The sequence below is a fragment of the Simiduia curdlanivorans genome (genome assembly GCF_030409605.1).
Classification (GTDB): domain Bacteria; phylum Pseudomonadota; class Gammaproteobacteria; order Pseudomonadales; family Cellvibrionaceae; genus Simiduia; species Simiduia curdlanivorans.
Genome location: NZ_JAUFQG010000006.1, coordinates 956,841 through 971,604, shown reverse-complemented (window position 1 = coordinate 971,604; position 14,764 = coordinate 956,841). Strand labels below are relative to the sequence as shown.

At 52.0% G+C, this 14,764-nt stretch carries 14 protein-coding genes; 7 read left to right on the top strand and 7 right to left on the bottom strand.

Annotation, left to right across the window (positions count from 1 at the left end; genetic code table 11):
• Window positions 1–40 precede the first annotated feature (40 nt).
• The 3 genes from QWY82_RS18080 to QWY82_RS18070 are packed head-to-tail and all read right to left on the bottom strand — an operon-like array spanning window position 41 to window position 3,024.
• Complete coding sequence (locus QWY82_RS18080; protein WP_290265177.1) at window positions 41–1,132, bottom strand: ABC transporter permease; 1,092 nt, start codon at window positions 1,130–1,132, stop codon at window positions 41–43.
• Complete coding sequence (locus QWY82_RS18075; protein ID WP_290265175.1) at window positions 1,132–2,076, bottom strand: ABC transporter ATP-binding protein; 945 nt, start codon at window positions 2,074–2,076, stop codon at window positions 1,132–1,134. The genes QWY82_RS18080 and QWY82_RS18075 overlap by 1 nt, the downstream gene beginning before the upstream one ends.
• A 3-nt stretch (window positions 2,077–2,079) precedes the next feature.
• The gene (locus QWY82_RS18070) at window positions 2,080–3,024 is read right to left on the bottom strand and encodes an HlyD family secretion protein (protein ID WP_290265174.1); all 945 of its coding nucleotides are present in this window, start codon (window positions 3,022–3,024) and stop codon (window positions 2,080–2,082) included.
• A 142-nt stretch (window positions 3,025–3,166) separates the two neighbouring features.
• On the opposite strand from QWY82_RS18070, the gene arfB reads away from it, so the two are divergent.
• A complete protein-coding gene (arfB, locus tag QWY82_RS18065; protein ID WP_290265171.1) occupies window positions 3,167–3,580 on the top strand; it encodes an alternative ribosome rescue aminoacyl-tRNA hydrolase ArfB in 414 nt (137 codons plus the stop codon).
• An 8-nt stretch (window positions 3,581–3,588) separates the two neighbouring features.
• On the opposite strand, the gene QWY82_RS18060 is transcribed toward arfB, so the two are convergent.
• The 3 genes from QWY82_RS18060 to QWY82_RS18050 all read right to left on the bottom strand — a co-directional run bounded on the left by QWY82_RS18060 (window position 3,589) and on the right by QWY82_RS18050 (window position 6,895).
• The gene (locus tag QWY82_RS18060; RefSeq protein WP_290265170.1) at window positions 3,589–4,149 is read right to left on the bottom strand and encodes an aminoacyl-tRNA deacylase; all 561 of its coding nucleotides are present in this window, start codon (window positions 4,147–4,149) and stop codon (window positions 3,589–3,591) included.
• Window positions 4,150–4,649: 500 nt separating this feature from the next.
• The gene (locus QWY82_RS18055; RefSeq protein ID WP_290265168.1) at window positions 4,650–6,023 is read right to left on the bottom strand and encodes an aspartate aminotransferase family protein; all 1,374 of its coding nucleotides are present in this window, start codon (window positions 6,021–6,023) and stop codon (window positions 4,650–4,652) included.
• Between the two features lie 185 nt (window positions 6,024–6,208).
• Window positions 6,209–6,895: a GntR family transcriptional regulator gene (locus tag QWY82_RS18050; protein ID WP_290265166.1), complete on the bottom strand. Its 687-nt coding sequence runs from the start codon at window positions 6,893–6,895 to the stop codon at window positions 6,209–6,211.
• Between the two features lie 289 nt (window positions 6,896–7,184).
• Here QWY82_RS18050 and QWY82_RS18045 point away from each other — a divergent pair, with 289 nt between their 5' ends.
• Together QWY82_RS18045 and QWY82_RS18040 are read left to right on the top strand one after the other, a co-directional pair.
• Window positions 7,185–8,015 (top strand): helix-turn-helix transcriptional regulator, encoded by an 831-nt coding sequence (locus QWY82_RS18045; RefSeq protein WP_290265164.1) that lies wholly within the window; start codon window positions 7,185–7,187, stop codon window positions 8,013–8,015.
• Window positions 8,016–8,149: 134 nt separating this feature from the next.
• Window positions 8,150–9,523, top strand: coding sequence for a glutamine synthetase family protein (locus QWY82_RS18040; protein WP_290265162.1), 1,374 nt, complete (start codon window positions 8,150–8,152; stop codon window positions 9,521–9,523).
• 44 nt (window positions 9,524–9,567) lie between these two features.
• On the opposite strand, the gene QWY82_RS18035 is transcribed toward QWY82_RS18040, so the two are convergent.
• On the bottom strand, window positions 9,568–10,551 hold the full coding sequence (locus tag QWY82_RS18035) for a response regulator transcription factor (RefSeq protein ID WP_290265160.1): 984 nt from the start codon (window positions 10,549–10,551) through the stop codon (window positions 9,568–9,570).
• Between the two features lie 390 nt (window positions 10,552–10,941).
• On the opposite strand from QWY82_RS18035, the gene QWY82_RS18030 reads away from it, so the two are divergent.
• From QWY82_RS18030 to QWY82_RS18015, 4 genes are all read left to right on the top strand, one after another.
• Entirely contained in the window at window positions 10,942–11,649 is a 708-nt protein-coding gene (locus QWY82_RS18030) for a YbgA family protein (RefSeq protein ID WP_290265157.1), read from the top strand.
• 95 nt (window positions 11,650–11,744) lie between these two features.
• Entirely contained in the window at window positions 11,745–12,824 is a 1,080-nt protein-coding gene (locus QWY82_RS18025) for a hypothetical protein (RefSeq protein WP_290265154.1), read from the top strand.
• Window positions 12,825–12,843: 19 nt separating this feature from the next.
• Complete coding sequence (djlA, locus tag QWY82_RS18020; RefSeq protein ID WP_290265153.1) at window positions 12,844–13,623, top strand: co-chaperone DjlA; 780 nt, start codon at window positions 12,844–12,846, stop codon at window positions 13,621–13,623.
• Between the two features lie 188 nt (window positions 13,624–13,811).
• Window positions 13,812–14,642: a universal stress protein gene (locus QWY82_RS18015; protein WP_290265735.1), complete on the top strand. Its 831-nt coding sequence runs from the start codon at window positions 13,812–13,814 to the stop codon at window positions 14,640–14,642.
• Window positions 14,643–14,764 lie beyond the last annotated feature (122 nt).

Genomic DNA, 14,764 nt, shown 5'->3' with positions numbered 1-14,764 from the left:
TGTCCTGTAAACCGTAAGCTCCTTTTCCTGTTTGCTGCTCTCAATCCAAATTTTTCTTAAAGCGCAGCGACGCCAGAATTACCCCCGCCACCGTAAAGCCTAATAACCAAGCTGTATCACGCCATAAGTCTAGTAAATCGCCGCCGCGCAGCACAATGCCGCGTATCATGCGCATGAAATGAGTGGCTGGTAGGGCTTCGGCTATCCACTGGGCGGCCACCGGCATGGCTTCGTAGGGGAACATAAAGCCCGATAATAATATAGACGGAAGCAAGACAAACACCGTGAGCTGCATGGCTTGCAATTGAGTGTTGGCGATTGTGGATATCAATAGGCCGAGGGTTAGGCTTGCGCAAATAAATACCAGAGTACCTAAAGCAATTTGTAATATTGAGCCGTTAATGGGCACCTGAAATATTGCGTGGCCCAAGCCTAAAATAATCGCCACTTGTATAAAACCTACCAAGATATAGGGCAATATTTTAGCCACCATCAGTTCCAGTGGTTTCACTGGGGTGGTGATGAGTAATTCTAAATTACCCCGCTCGCGCTCGCGCACAATGGCGGCAGAGGTGAAGAGAATCATGGTCATGGTGAGAATAATGCCCAATAAGCCGGGCACAATATTGACCGCAGAGCGACGCTCGGGATTAAAGTACAAGGCCACTTCAAAATTTGGTTTCGATTTAATGGCCTGATTTTTGGGGGATGGCAGCGGCATGTTGCGCAGTTGCAACAAAGCGCTACTGACCATGGTGTCTGAGCCGTCTACTAGCCATTGACCGACGACTTGTTTATGGGCAATGCGATGGGCTAAATCACCTGGTAAAATCAATACCGCTCGCACTCGCCCTTCTGTAATAGCCTGCTCAGCCTGTTGCACTGAGCTGTAAAAATCGACGACCTCGACCACTTCAGTGGCTTTAATATCCTCAACAATAATGCGGCCAATGGTCGAATTGCTTTGATCGACAATGGCCACTGGGATTTCTCGGACGTCGGTGTTAATAGCGTAGCCAAAAAGTAAAAGCTGGATAAGTGGAATCATGACCACCATGCCAAAGGTGATGCGATCGCGCAGTAATTGCTTGGCTTCTTTTTGTGCTATGGCGAATATTCGGCGTAAAAACATCAGTCTCCCGCGCCTCGCGTAGCCATCACGAAAACATCTTCTAGGTTAGGCCTAACCGTGTTTAATTGTGCGTGGGTTTCGGGCGGAAGAAATTGCTTTAACCACTGCTCGGGTTCTGCGATGGACTGATCGACCAGTACGCGTAAGCGCAAGCCTAGTTGTGCTGCTGATTTAACTGCGGGGTTCGCTACTAGCTGAGACTTCAATGCGCGTAGGTTGGAAGCTTCGATTTCAATGGGGGTGACGCCCATGTTTTGCATGAGTGTTTCGGGGCGCCCCGCGGTTTTTAATTTGCCGCGCTCGAGAATAGCGAGTTGGTGGCAGCGCTCTGCCTCGTCCATGTAGTGGGTTGATACCAGTATGGTGGTTTTCGCTTCGCACAAATCGAACAGTTTTTCCCAAAAGGCGCGACGGTTTTCCGGGTCGACGGCCGAGGTGGGTTCGTCGAGAAACAGGAGTTCGGGTTCGTGTACCGTGGCGGCCGCCAGGGCTAGGCGCTGTTTTTGGCCGCCGCTCATGCTGCCGGCGCGCTGCTTTGCCTGTGCTTCTAAATCGTATTCGTTGAGCAAAGCTTCAACCCGGTGGCGCGCTGCGGCGCGGCTGAGGCCGTAGATGGCAGCCATGAAATCTAAGTTTTCTATGACGCTGAGATCGTCATAAAGGGAAAATTTTTGTGTCATGTAGCCGATGCGTTGACGCAGCGCCTCACTCTCTTTTGGTATATCTAAACCGAGTACTTTAATTGCGCCGCTACTGGGGGCGAGTAGGCCGGTGAGCATTCTAATAGCAGTGGATTTGCCGCAACCGTTGGGACCTAAAAAACCGTAAATGGTGCCTTGCTGTATGTGTAAATCCACTTGATTGACAGCAATCAACTCGCCGAAGTGACGACTCATGGCTTGGGTTTCTATGACATTGGGCTTTGCGTTTGTGGCGGCACTCATCAGTTAATGACTCAACTCGACGCTAACCGGTAAACCGGTTGGCAGCGGCCTGTCAGTGTCAATCAGATCAAATTCAGCGAGGTACATCAGCCTCGCTCTATCGGTTTCATTGAGCGCGTAATAGGGTGTAAAAGATGGCTCGGTGGCAATCCAGCGCAACTTTCCGGTGAGCGATTCTTCTATGCCGTCGATTCGCACGGGCCTTTTATCACCTATTACTAAATTGGCGCGATAGGGTTCCGGAATATAAACGCGGGCAAAGGGCGCGTTGTCGGCTTGTATCGCCGCTAAAATCGCACCCGTGTTGACCCGCTCGCCGAGGTTGTAGGGCAGGCTATCGAGAATGCCGCTGCGGGTAGCGACGACCGTTAGATCATTTAGAATTTGCTGTTGCAGTTGTAACTCGGCCTTGGTGGCGGCGAGTGCGGCTTGGGCCTGCACAATATCTTCATGGCGCACGCCTTTTATAAGCTTGTTCAATTGCTCTATGCTGCTGTTGAGCATGGCTTCGGTTTCGTCTTTACGGGCTTTTGCGGTGTCCCGAGCGGCAACGCTGACCAGCTTTTCAACCACGAGTTTATCGAGCCTGTGAAAATTGGTGCGCGCCTCTTCGAAGGCTGATGTCGTGCGTTCGACATCCGCTTGGGCCGAGGCGATGTCCTCAGGCCTTTCGCCATTGGTGAGTTTTAATAGGTAGGCTTCTGCACGCGCCTGCTCGGCTTGCGCTCGGGCGACCATAGCGGTTTGACGTTTGGCATCGAGTTTCACCAGCACTTCACCGGCGTTGATGAATTGGCCTTCTTTCGACGTCAACTCAACAATAATTTCATTTGCGGTGGCGGTGAGCAGCACCCTGTCTCTTTCCAGCGTACCGAGGGCCGAGGGCGTTTTTGCGCTGCAGCCTATCAGTGCGAGCAAGAATAGCGGCCAAATCAGTTTTAGGGACATGGGTTTTAGCGTCCTGAGTTCTTGTGCCTGTATACTATGTCAAATGCCAACCTCCGTTCTAGTGTTCCAGATCATGCACTTGAGCGATACCACTTGTTAAAAGCCGCTGATGATTTTCCATTTGTAGCTGCCAGGATGCTCAATGATACCGTTAAGTTTTATGCAAAAATTGGAGCTCGAAGTCGAGATTAGTTTCACCCTTGCGCAGGGCAATGGCGGTCAGAATGTTAATAAAGTAGCCACGGCCGTGCAGTTGCGTTTTGATGTGGTTAACTCCGCCTTATTGTCGGAGCATGCGCGCGCAACAATTTTAGCCAGTGGTGATTCGCGTCTAACTAAGGAAGGCGTGTTGGTATTGCGTGCGCAAGAGTTTAGAACCCAAGTGAAGAATAAGGTGGCGGCATTAGAGCGTTTAAAAGAGCTGATCGACAGTGCGAGTGAAGTTCGGAAAAAACGTCGGCCTACTCGCCCCAGCCGCGGAGCAAAAGAGCGGCGTTTAAAGCAAAAAACCGTTCGCGCGACCATTAAGCAGGGTCGCGGAAAGGTAGAGTTTTAAGTGCGCCGTTAGTTTTGCGCGTAGACGGGTTCGGAATCCGTCCAGTCGTAACCTTTTGAGCGAATATACTGTAACAGGCGAGCGGTTTTTGCTCTTTGCCTTTCGCCAGAAAAACGCTCGTGCAAATGGTTTTCCATCAGCGCCAAAAAGTCTTCACGTTTTACCTTGAGCAAATGCATGTGGTCGCCAGCCTCCATATACACGGCCTCTTGCTCGGATAATGCATCGTCCCAAATCACACGCAAGCCGTAGGCTTGGCCCAAAATGGGGATGGCGCCCGGCGCGCAATCTTCAAATAGCACTTCGAGTTCATCTTCGCCGGCAAGTTCGAGATGGCGGTCAAAAATTAAATTTAAGGTGTGACGCTTAACTTTGTAGCTGGCGGGTAAAACGGCGACTGTGTAGTACATATCTTCGTCGCGAAACACCACCGCCTTGGCAAGCTGGTTGGTGGGTATCTGCGCGCTGATGGCAGTGTTGACACTACCTTCAGCATACTGATGAGGAACTAACTCAAAAGGTACCTTTTTCTGCGTCAAAAAACGCGCAAGATTGCTGGCAACTCCCATAAAACGCCTCCAAATACCGATCATAGTGGCTAACTGGGTATTCGCTACTGGAGCTTAAAGACACCGCGCCAGCAGGTCCTACACATGTCGCTCCCAGTATTATCAAAAGATAACAAGCTGTGGAAGCTATTTTTAGTATAAGACGTATCTGTGACGAAATAATGTCAAGGTGTTATAGCTTTGCGGTTTTTTATGCTTAGGCAGATTGTCGTTCTGTTGTTGAGGCAAACAAAAAGGGCGCCGCAGCCACTACTGTCCCACAAAAACGACGCGATCATCGTTAGTCTTTAAGCCTCACAATAGATGCGACATCTGGGCGTATATTTGGACATGAGTTTGGTACCCGCGCTAGCGACACGACGTGAATACATCCGTGTAGTCTCAACACCCGCATCCATGCGGGTGACGGTCGCTAGTACGGGCACCAAACTCTCCCGCAATATAACTATGGGACAGCAGTGCGCCGCAGCGCCCTTTTCACGACTAGGTTCGAGCAGCGCTTATTTTTTTAAGCGTTGTTCGGTGAGGTCTAGTGCTTTACGCGCCTTTTCTGCCATTTCGTCAATTTGTGCGTTGGTCATGGTTAATGGTGGCGCGAAGATCATGGTGTCGCCAACCGCGCGCATAACCAAGCCGCTTTCGATACAGGCGGCGCGGCAAATGGCACCAGCGCTGCTGTTATCGTCAAAGCGTGTACGCTTGGCTTTGTCGCCAACTAATTCAATGGCGCCGACAAAACCAACACCGCGCACTTCGCCCACAATGGGGTGATCTGCTAGGGCGCCGAGTTTTTGCTGCAGGTAAGCGCCTTTGGTGTCGCGTACTTGCTCCAAAATTTTATCGCGTTGCAAAATTTTGATGGTGGCGAGGGCTGCGGCGCAAGACGCCGGGTGGCCCGAGTAGGTAAAGCCGTGGGCGAATTCGCCGCCCTGGCTCTTCAGCACACCGGCAACGCGATCGCCAACCATAACGCCGCCTAAGGGCTGGTAGCCGTTGGTCACGCCTTTGGCGAAGGGCATAAGGTCTGACTGCACATTGAAGTAGTCGGCGCCGAACCAGTGGCCGGTGCGACCAAAGCCACAAATCACTTCATCGGTAATCAACAGAATGCCGTATTCGTCGCAAATGCGCTTCACTTCGGGCCAGTAGGTGGACGGTGGCACAATCACGCCGCCAGCACCTTGAATGGGCTCGGCGATGAAGGCGGCCACCTTATTGGCGCCCAGCTCTTTGATCTTGGCTTCGATAGAGCGCGCGGCTTTAAGACCGAACTCCTCTGGGCTCATATCGCCGCCTTCGCCGAACCAATAAGGCTGGTCTACGTGATGCACGTAGGGTAAACGGGTAAATTGGCCGTGCATGCCGCCCATGCCGCCGAGGCTGGCACCGCCGATGGTGGAGCCGTGGTAAGCGTTGTTGCGGCTAATGAAGATTTTGCGCTCTGGTTGACCGAGTAGATCCCAGTAGCGGTGCACCATGCGAATCACCGTGTCATTCGCTTCGCTGCCTGAACCTGTGTAGAACACGTTGTTCATGTGCGGCGCGGCGACTTCGGCTAGTTTGGCCGACAGTTCGATTGATGGTGGGTGAGCGCACTGGAAGAAGCTGTTGTAAAAGGGTAGTTCCTGCAACTGGTGGGTCACTGCATCGACAATCTCCTGCTGGCCGTAACCTAGGTTGCAACACCATAGGCCCGACATGCCGTCGAGAATTTGCTGGCCCTCAGAGGTGTAAATGTAGGGGCCATCAGCCTTCACAATAATGCGGCTGCCGCGCTCCATCTGATCTTTAAAGTCGGTGAATGGGTGCATGTAGTGGCCGGCATCCAGTGATTGCCACTCAGTTGTGGAGCGCTTCTGATAAATTTGGCTCATGGAACCTCCTCTGGCGCCTTTGAGGGCGCATTGATGTCAGTGGTGGCGAATGTTCCCCGGAGGCTTGCGCCAAGGGAAACACTCGCTCAGTATTCAGGTGATAATGTGATCACATTATTGGGGGGTAATGCAACACCCCTAAAAGGTTAAATTTTTCGATCGGTCTAATGTCGGCGCGCCAATGACTAGGTTTGCGCCGCTCGGCCGGCGGCGATGGCGGCCTCTAGCTCCTCTTGCCCCAGCGCGCCGATGCCTTCGCGAATGTCGCTGGCTATGGCGAGTTTTAGCGCCAAGGTGTCGCGATTAGCGATGGCATCCGTGGCTTGGACATGGCGATCGGTGATGTAGCCTAAGCCTATTCTGTTTAGCACAAGCCGCATAAAAGGCGCGCTTTGCAGCCATAAACTTTCAATCAAGGGCATGATCACGTCGTTTGGCCCGTGGCTATAGAGTTGGCAGTGGAACTCGAGGTTAGTGCGAATATAGGCTTCTGCGTCTTGGATTTCGATCGCTTTGGTGACGCTGTCGTCGAGCGTTTTAAGGGCTTCAAGCTGCGCCGCGTCGATATGAGGCAGGGCCCGCATGGCGGCCTGGGTCTCTAGCGCCACCCGCGCCTCGACAATCTGCTCAAGCCGGGTTGCGGTCATGTGGGGCACAGTGACGCGGCGATTATCTTTCAGCGCCAAGGCGTTTTCGGCGGTTAATCTGCGCAGTGCTTCGCGGATGGGCATGGGACTGACATTGAGCATCTCGGCCAGACCGCGCAGGGTTACGTCTCTGCCGGGCACGAAGCGGCCGCATAAAATCGCTTCGCGCAGCTGAAAGTAGACGCGCTCTTGTTGGGTTTTGAATTCAGTGGGGGTTTGTAGCATGTCTGTGTTTGACTTTGCAGTTGGGCAAGGTTAGATTATCCCATACTTTGATTTTGTGATCACATTATTTTTAATGTGTTGGTCTAATTTGTTCACTTTATCTAGACCAAACGGTGCTTCCTTCGGGTTCAACCGATCGCAATTAACGGGCATTTGCTACAGTGATGTGGCAAGCTGGCCCTACATTAGCCCTTTGCGGCCTTTTTTATCGCGACAAATCGAATAATTATTCGTTTAAGCGGGCAGCAAATAGCACAATTAGAGGCATGGGCTTAGGCTCAGTTTAATCATGACGTTGCATACGCAGGCTCTGGAAGTCTGGAATCGCGAAATATCCACAGCGGTAGCCTACCTAGGCAAATCCGATTTTTATGCGGCATTAGTCGATGCGCTGTCCGCTACCCTACCTGTCGATTACCCTCAAGTTTGGCGCTATATAGAAGACAGCCCAGAGCCGAGCGTACTGTTCCACCGTCTCACCGGCGCGCAGCGCAAGCAGCAAGTGGATGATTACCAAGCCGGACTCTATCACCAAGACCCTTTTTATCAGTTGAGTCATACTGGTGAGCTAAATACCGGTTTTAGTCACTGGCGCGTGGCTGTAGACGATAACCGTCAACCTTTTCACGACGGCTTGGATGTGTGTGACGAAGTGGTCTTTGTTGCGCAAATAGACGCGAAAACAAGTGTCCACCTGTGCCTGATGCGGGCGCGTCAATCTCGGCGTTTTAGCGCCGCGGAACTCGAGCTGCTCAGCGCCTGCTCACCTATGGTTGTGCAGTTGATTCGGCAGCATTGTGTGCAGCTACAAACCCTAAACCCCGGCATAGAAGCCGGGGTAAAACAGGCCGTGGCACTGTTTGGCAAATCCGTACTGACCGCGCGTGAGCAGGATGTTTTAGGTTTGATGTTGAGTGGTTACTCTACCCGCTTCGCCGCCGATAAACTCGGCATTTCGACCGAAACCCTGCGTCGACACAGAAAGAACATTTATCAAAAGCTCGATGTGAGCTCGCAATCGGAGGTGTTTTCACTGTTTATCAGTTCCCTTGGCTGTTTTGATGCAGCGCCTGAACAAGATCCCCTGCGTGGGTATTTTGGTCGCCAGCAGCCAGACTGAATAAAGCAGATTTTAACTATGCCTTTTAATTGAAAAAAAGTGCCTTTGTCGGCGATAACGACTAAATTCTACGATGTACGTTAAAACCCTTAAACAGCGCACCATTTTTTGGTATGCGCGTGATGGAGATGGTCATGCTTGGCCCAAGCAGTATTAATGATTTAGAGCTAGCAAAACAATTTTTAGAAGCAAACCCCGATATTGAAACTATCGAGGTGTTGCTACCGGATATTAACGGCGTTTTGCGCGGCAAGTGGTTGCCCCGCGACAATTTATTAAAGGCCTTCAAGGGCGGTTTAAAACTGCCGGTGACCACCTTGAATTTCGATATTTGGGGTCGCGATGCGCCCGGCGTTGCTTTCGACGATGGCGATGCCGATGGTATTTGTATTCCCGTGGCCTCAAGCTTAAGCCGAGTGCCTTGGACTGATCGCCCCATGGGGCAGATGTTTGTGCATATGGCTGACCTCGACGAACAGCCCTTTATTGGCGATCCGCGCGTTGTGTTAGACAGCATCGTGGAAAAGTTTAAGGCGCTCGGTTTGAAACCGGTTGTAGCTATCGAGTTGGAATTCTACCTGCTTGAGGAAAAGCGCGATAACACGGGTCGCCCAGTACATGCTGGTTGCGATGCAAACGCCGACTATCCGATTGGTGGCCAGCCCTACAGTTTGGATTTGATGCAAGAGTATCAGGAAGCATTTCACGAAATGCGCGAAGCTTGTGAAACCCTTGGTGTGCCCGTGGATACCTTGGTTAAAGAATTTGCACCGGCTCAGTATGAGATCAATCTTCACCACGAAGATGACCCGTGTAGTGCCGCCGATCACGCCATGATGTTGAAGCGTGTGATTAAGAGCGTCGCTCGTCGGCACGATTTAAACGCATCGTTTATGGCGAAGCCGTTCGGCGATATGGCGGGTAACGGCATGCACGTTCATTTCAGTATTCTGGATGAAGCCGGGCACAATATCTTTAACAACGAAACTGAAGAAGGCAGTGAAGCACTGTTGCACGCGATTGCCGGTGTGCAGTCGACCATGGTGGAAACCATGGCCATCTACGCGCCCAACTTTAACTCTTACCGTCGCTTTCAGCCGGGTTCTTATGCGCCCATGGCGCCGACCTGGGGTTATGAAAATCGTACCGTGGCGTTGCGTATTCCTTCCGATGATTTTGCCGCTACCCGTATTGAACACCGCGTCAGTGGCGCCGATGCCAACCCCTATTTAGTCTTGGCGTCAATTTTAGCGGGTGCTTACGAAGGCTTGACCAAGAAATTGCAGCCCACCGCGGCAATGGAAGGCGATGCTTACAGTCAGGCGCAATCTTCTTTGCCTGTGTACTGGCCCGATTCGCTCAACGCGTTTGAGCGTTCGAAATTTGTCCGCACCCATTTAGGCGAAGTGTTCCAGCGCTCCTATTTAGCGGCCAAGCGTCAAGAGTTAGACGAGTTCCGTCACACTGTGACGCGGATGGAATACGACGCGTATTTGTTAGCCTTTTAACAGCTTGTTGTTGGTTAACAGACGGCGCCTTTTGGCGCCGTTTTTTATTTCCGTTCGGCGCACAATTGCAATAATTCGTTTCGATGATTAATACCGAGTTTTCGGTAGATTCGGTACAGGTGGTTGGACACCGTCGAGGCCGAGAGCTCGAGCTCCTTGGCAATCGTCTTGAAGGATTTGCCCGAGCGCACACCGTCTACCACTTGCCACTCTCGCTCGGTCAGTTGATCTAAGCGATGGGTGGGGCGCGCGCTCACAACCCATAATTCACCTTCGCGCACACATTTTGTGGTTAACCCGTTAATTTTCTGATCTGACGTCAACAGCTGTTTAGGCAATTGTTGGGATTCGGCGTTAGGGTTGTAGTGTTGAATTAAATCTAAAAACCCGTGATCAACTTGGTAGTAAATTCCCTCTGAGTCGGTGAGCGCGAAACACTCGCCCGGCTGGGGTTGAAGCGATTGCAGGCGCAGATAAAAGGCGTGGCGTTCGCTTTCTAGCAGGTGGAAAAGTAATTGTTGTTGTAGTGCTTTTTCCGCGTCGCTGAATGGGTGGTCGCGATCGAATCGATACAGGCTCAATAAGGAAAATGTTCCGCTGCGTTCGTGTAAGTGCAGTGAACTTAATATGCGTTCGATGGATCTCGGTTTAAAGCACCTTGTGTAGAGTGGCGACTTGTAAAAAACCTCGTCACTAACCAGCTCAGCCATGGTAACGGCTTGGCCAAAGCGCGAATTTAAGCCAGACAGGTCCAAGTTTGCACCAGCCTGCATTTTATCGACAAAAAAGTAATGGCCTATGGGGTTGATGTCTCGCCAGGCAAGTAAGTCGTCGAGAATATTGGCATCCACATCGAGACAGGTTTTGGTGTGAAATTTTAGTGTGGAATGATGCCCCGTTGCCCAAATTGCCGCATCAAACGGCAACTCGGAGCGCACAGCTTCCAGCGCCCAAGCTCTGAATTTTGCGGCGGGCACATCTGCCGTGGCTCGATACAGGCGCGCGATAAGTTTGTCGATGGCTGGCATGGGTAAAGTCTACGACCGTTTAGTTCAGTAGCACTTAGCTTGCGTAAGTGTGACGCTAGCGTTGAATCATACGCGAGATGCTTGATTTACAATACCAAGTAGCGCTTGAGAAGGCGGCTATTCATAGGACGGGTGTCTTTTTACGGTTAGCCAGCAACGGTATGAAACGCAGGCTGTGGCGGAGCTTAGTGGGCTTATTTCGTGTTACTTATTGGTACCCTTGTCTCTGTCGAGTGCTGGGGTCTTTTCTTGTGCACCGAACCTCCCTACAATTTGCGCTAGAATTGATACTTATCTCGCTGAATTCATGCAGTCGGCCAGCTACAGCGCCACTGCGTGTGCAACCTCCCGGACGATATTGCCTTCAGCAGCTACTTTTGAGGCACAACAATGCAAGTGTGGGATTTATCGCCCGGTTACCTGAATGACGAAGAGTTATTGACGCAGCGCCACTGGGTTATCTCGTTGTTAGCCAACCGCGGCAAGCCGGAGGGCGATGGTGCGGCACAGGCGCGTCATTGGTCTCATTGCTTGAATGCATTGCGTTGCGTCGAGGCGTGGATAAACGCTGAGTGTAGGCTGCGCGAGTTGGCGGTATCGATGGACGCGCAAAGTACTCAGTTGGCGCCCTTGAATTTGGTTTGGCCCAAGTTGATGGCGCCTGGTGCACAGTTAGTGGAGCTGGCAAATGTAGCGGATAGAGCCCCGGGCCGAATTCCCTTGCCACAAACCACGAAAGGTTTATGGACTCATCATAAGTACTCGGTAGCGGCACGCTCTATGGATGCCTATCGAGCTATCAGTGTAAAAGTCGCCACCGGTAAAGGCCGAGACAATTTCGATTGGGTGGCTGCAGAAGTTATGGGGCAGCTGCGTGTTCGACCTAGCCGCGAGAGCCTGCGCGATGCGTTAATGCAGATGTGGGGCTATGTGGCGGCGGCCGGCGCGGTGCAATCGCGCCTATTTGATGATTTTCCGGCACTTTTTGCCGAAATTCAAAAGCGCACTTCGGTGCAGGCAAATCACTATCTACTGACCTCCACCGCCCTCTCTGAGCTGAGTGTTTGGCTAGAGGGTCCAGGCGGCGCTGAATTCTAGCGCCGCTCCCGCTTGGCTCTTGGTCTAGCATTTGCACCTAGGTTGCGGCAAAGGTAACCTTACGCCCGTTTGAAACATTCGGTGTTTAAGGCTTCATGACACAACCTATTCCCTCATTTGAGCTCTTGGCAGGGCCAGCGGCTTATCGACACATTTTGAAAAATGGCTTAGAGCCGCAGCAACTCGCAACGATATTTGGTGCCTCGGGGGCGGCTAAATGGTTAACCATTTACGGCTTGGATCGCGCAATATTTGAATCTTGGTTGCCCAAAGCTGATAAATCCCTGCACCTTCTAGGCACCTCCATTGGCGCCTGGAAGTTGGCGGCCGCGGGCCAATCCCAACCCGGCTGGGCACTGAATGAATTGGCTGAAGGTTATATCTTGCAGAGTTACGAAGAGGGTATTACCAAACAGATTGTCCACCGCGAACTGATTGCCATCCTCGATCGCTTCCTCCAGCAGCCGCAGGTGGACGACCTGTTAACGCAAAACCGTTTCCATTATCACTGCGGTGTGGCACGTTGCCACGGCGCGCTGTCGGGTGACACAGGTTGGCCATTGGCGCGCGGCATGGCCTCGGCGTTTGCCCGCAACTTGCGCGGGCGCTCGGGTTTGAATGGTCAATTTGAGCGGGTTATCTTTACCGATGCTCGGGCTCAGCCCGATGTGCGCTCACTGGACGGGATTGCCACAGAAACGCAAACACTCAACCGCAATAATTTGCGCGACGCGGTGATTGCGTCTGGGTCGATTCCCTACGTGATGGCAGCAAAAACGGCAATTTCCGGCGCGCCCAGCGGCGTTTATCGCGACGGTGGTTTGATTGATTATCATCCGGTGCCGAGCAATTTTTGGGCTGAGCCGGGCTTGATCCTCTACCCACATTTTTACCGTTGGTTGCTGCCGGGCTGGTACGACAAGTACTTGCCGTCGCGCCGTGCCAAAGCGCAGGCGCTAAATAACGTTATTATGGTGGTGCCCACGGATGCCTATGTGGCGCAATTACCAGGCGGGCAAATACCAGATCGAAAAGATTTTCAACGCTTCAAAGGCAATGAGGCAGAGCGGCAGCGGCGCTGGCGACAGGTTAAGGATAAGAGTGAATCTCTAGGTGCTGAGTTTTTGGCTATTGCGCAATCAGGGGATTGGCTACAAGTATTACGGCCGCTTTAGGCCCTTTAGGACGGATAACATGATTGGAAAAATAATTGGCGGCATCATCGGCCTGCTCACGCTCAATGTACCGGGGTTAATTCTCGGTATCATTGTTGGCCACTTTTTTGATAAGGGTTTACGCCAAGTGGGCATGGGCTTGAGCCCAGAGCAAAAGCGCGAGTTGGAGCAGCGCTTTATCAATACCTTGTTTCCCTTGTTGGGGCACATGGCTAAGGCCGATGGCCGCATTTCGCAAGAGGAAATCGATCACACGGAAAACTTGATGTCTAAATATGGCATGACCGAGGAACATCGCTCGCAAGCCATTAATCTATTCAAAGTTGGTACGGAATCTATTTTCACGCCGACCACCGTGGTAAGGGAGTTTTATAGCGCCACGCAGACCTTTCCCGATTTACGTCGGGTGTTGCTGACCTATCTGATCGGTATCGCCATGGCCGATGGCGAACTGCACCCAAAAGAAGCCGAAGCGCTGCGCGAGATAGCGGCGGGCTTGGGCTTTGCCGGCGCGGCCTTCGATCAGCTGTTAGCCATGTTGCGCGCTCAGGATCAGTTTCGCGGTCACACGGCGCCACCCAGTGGCAGCGAACTAGCTACTGCCTACGCGGCACTTGGTGTCGATAAAACCGCGACGGATGCCGAACTGAAAAAGGCTTATCGCAAATTAATGAGTGAAAATCACCCAGATAAGTTGATGGGGCAGGGCGTGCCAGACGATATGGTTAGGATGGCCACCGAGCGCGCGCAAGAGGTCCAGCGCGCCTATGATTTGGTGCGCAAATCGCGCAAAAGCTGATTTGGCGCAAGGCCGCGGCGGCACTTGAAATGCTAACTTAGTGACTACACATTAGCTAAGACAGGAGCGGGCTGTGGTAAGGTGTCGGTTGCTCTGGGCTGGAACCTGCCGGCTAGGAGCGCAGGTTGGAAGATCCGCAATTATAAACATAAGGAAGCCTTAGGGCTTATGGCAATAGAGGTTTGATGATGCAAGCTGAAAAGAAAGTATTCGTGGTCGTAGACCCTAACAATGACCGTCATATCGCACTAGAGCGCGCATTGATCACGTCGAAATTCCGTTCTCCAAGCCCTAAATTAATTGTTTTCGTGGCTGTTGATGGCGAAGCGGTAGATACCCGCGCCACCAACGATCACTTGTTCCGCGACGAGTACTGGTTCCGCGATCAAATCCGCAAGCCGGTAGAAGAGGCCGGCCTAGAGTGTGAAATACAAGTTTGCTGGTCGAGCGATTGGCAGGGTTCAATTATCCAAGAATCTAAGCGCTGTGATGCAGAAATGATTTACCTGCCAGTGCACGCCAAAAATAGCCGTCGCTTTACCTTTGCGGAATCTAAGTGGCAGGTTTTAAAGCAAGCCAAGTGCCCAGTTGTACTGATTCGCCCAGGTGCCCACGACAAGCGCAAGGTGGTTTTGGCGGCGGTTAACTTCCAAGCCGATAAAGACAAGCAGAAAGCCTTAAACCGCGAAATCGTTCAGCGCGCTAAGTATATTGCTGGCAACTATGATGCCGAACTGCATTTTGTTAACGGCTACTTGGATTCGATGCTGTATCCCGACCGTGGCGCCCTGGCCAATGAAACTGGATTACCGGCCGATCGAATTCATGTGAAGCAAGGTTATACCGCCGAGGTTGTCGCAGCTGTGGCTAGCGCTATCGATGCCGACTTGGTGATTATGGGCACGCTGAATCAGTTGGGTTCAACCGGTACCTTGCTGCGCGGTAACACGGCTGAGCGGGTCATCGGCGGGTTAGATATCGATGTGATGGTGTGTAACGAATTTACCACCACCAAATAGACCTTTTCGATTTATTGAAAGCTAAGATGCGTCGCATCTTAGCTTTTTTTGCCCGCCAAATCGATTAATGTTCAGCTTCGTCTAGACTCGATACTTCAACGGAACGAATTAAGAGGAGCAGG

Coding starts and splice junctions, on each gene's coding strand:
- QWY82_RS18080 (WP_290265177.1), bottom strand. CDS start 1,132: ATGTTTTTACGCCGAATATTCGCCATAGCACAAAAAGAAGCCAAGCAA.
- QWY82_RS18075 (WP_290265175.1), bottom strand. CDS start 2,076: ATGAGTGCCGCCACAAACGCAAAGCCCAATGTCATAGAAACCCAAGCC.
- QWY82_RS18070 (WP_290265174.1), bottom strand. CDS start 3,024: ATGTCCCTAAAACTGATTTGGCCGCTATTCTTGCTCGCACTGATAGGC.
- arfB (WP_290265171.1), top strand. CDS start 3,167: ATGATACCGTTAAGTTTTATGCAAAAATTGGAGCTCGAAGTCGAGATT.
- QWY82_RS18060 (WP_290265170.1), bottom strand. CDS start 4,149: ATGGGAGTTGCCAGCAATCTTGCGCGTTTTTTGACGCAGAAAAAGGTA.
- QWY82_RS18055 (WP_290265168.1), bottom strand. CDS start 6,023: ATGAGCCAAATTTATCAGAAGCGCTCCACAACTGAGTGGCAATCACTG.
- QWY82_RS18050 (WP_290265166.1), bottom strand. CDS start 6,895: ATGCTACAAACCCCCACTGAATTCAAAACCCAACAAGAGCGCGTCTAC.
- QWY82_RS18045 (WP_290265164.1), top strand. CDS start 7,185: ATGACGTTGCATACGCAGGCTCTGGAAGTCTGGAATCGCGAAATATCC.
- QWY82_RS18040 (WP_290265162.1), top strand. CDS start 8,150: ATGCTTGGCCCAAGCAGTATTAATGATTTAGAGCTAGCAAAACAATTT.
- QWY82_RS18035 (WP_290265160.1), bottom strand. CDS start 10,551: ATGCCAGCCATCGACAAACTTATCGCGCGCCTGTATCGAGCCACGGCA.
- QWY82_RS18030 (WP_290265157.1), top strand. CDS start 10,942: ATGCAAGTGTGGGATTTATCGCCCGGTTACCTGAATGACGAAGAGTTA.
- QWY82_RS18025 (WP_290265154.1), top strand. CDS start 11,745: ATGACACAACCTATTCCCTCATTTGAGCTCTTGGCAGGGCCAGCGGCT.
- djlA (WP_290265153.1), top strand. CDS start 12,844: ATGATTGGAAAAATAATTGGCGGCATCATCGGCCTGCTCACGCTCAAT.
- QWY82_RS18015 (WP_290265735.1), top strand. CDS start 13,812: ATGCAAGCTGAAAAGAAAGTATTCGTGGTCGTAGACCCTAACAATGAC.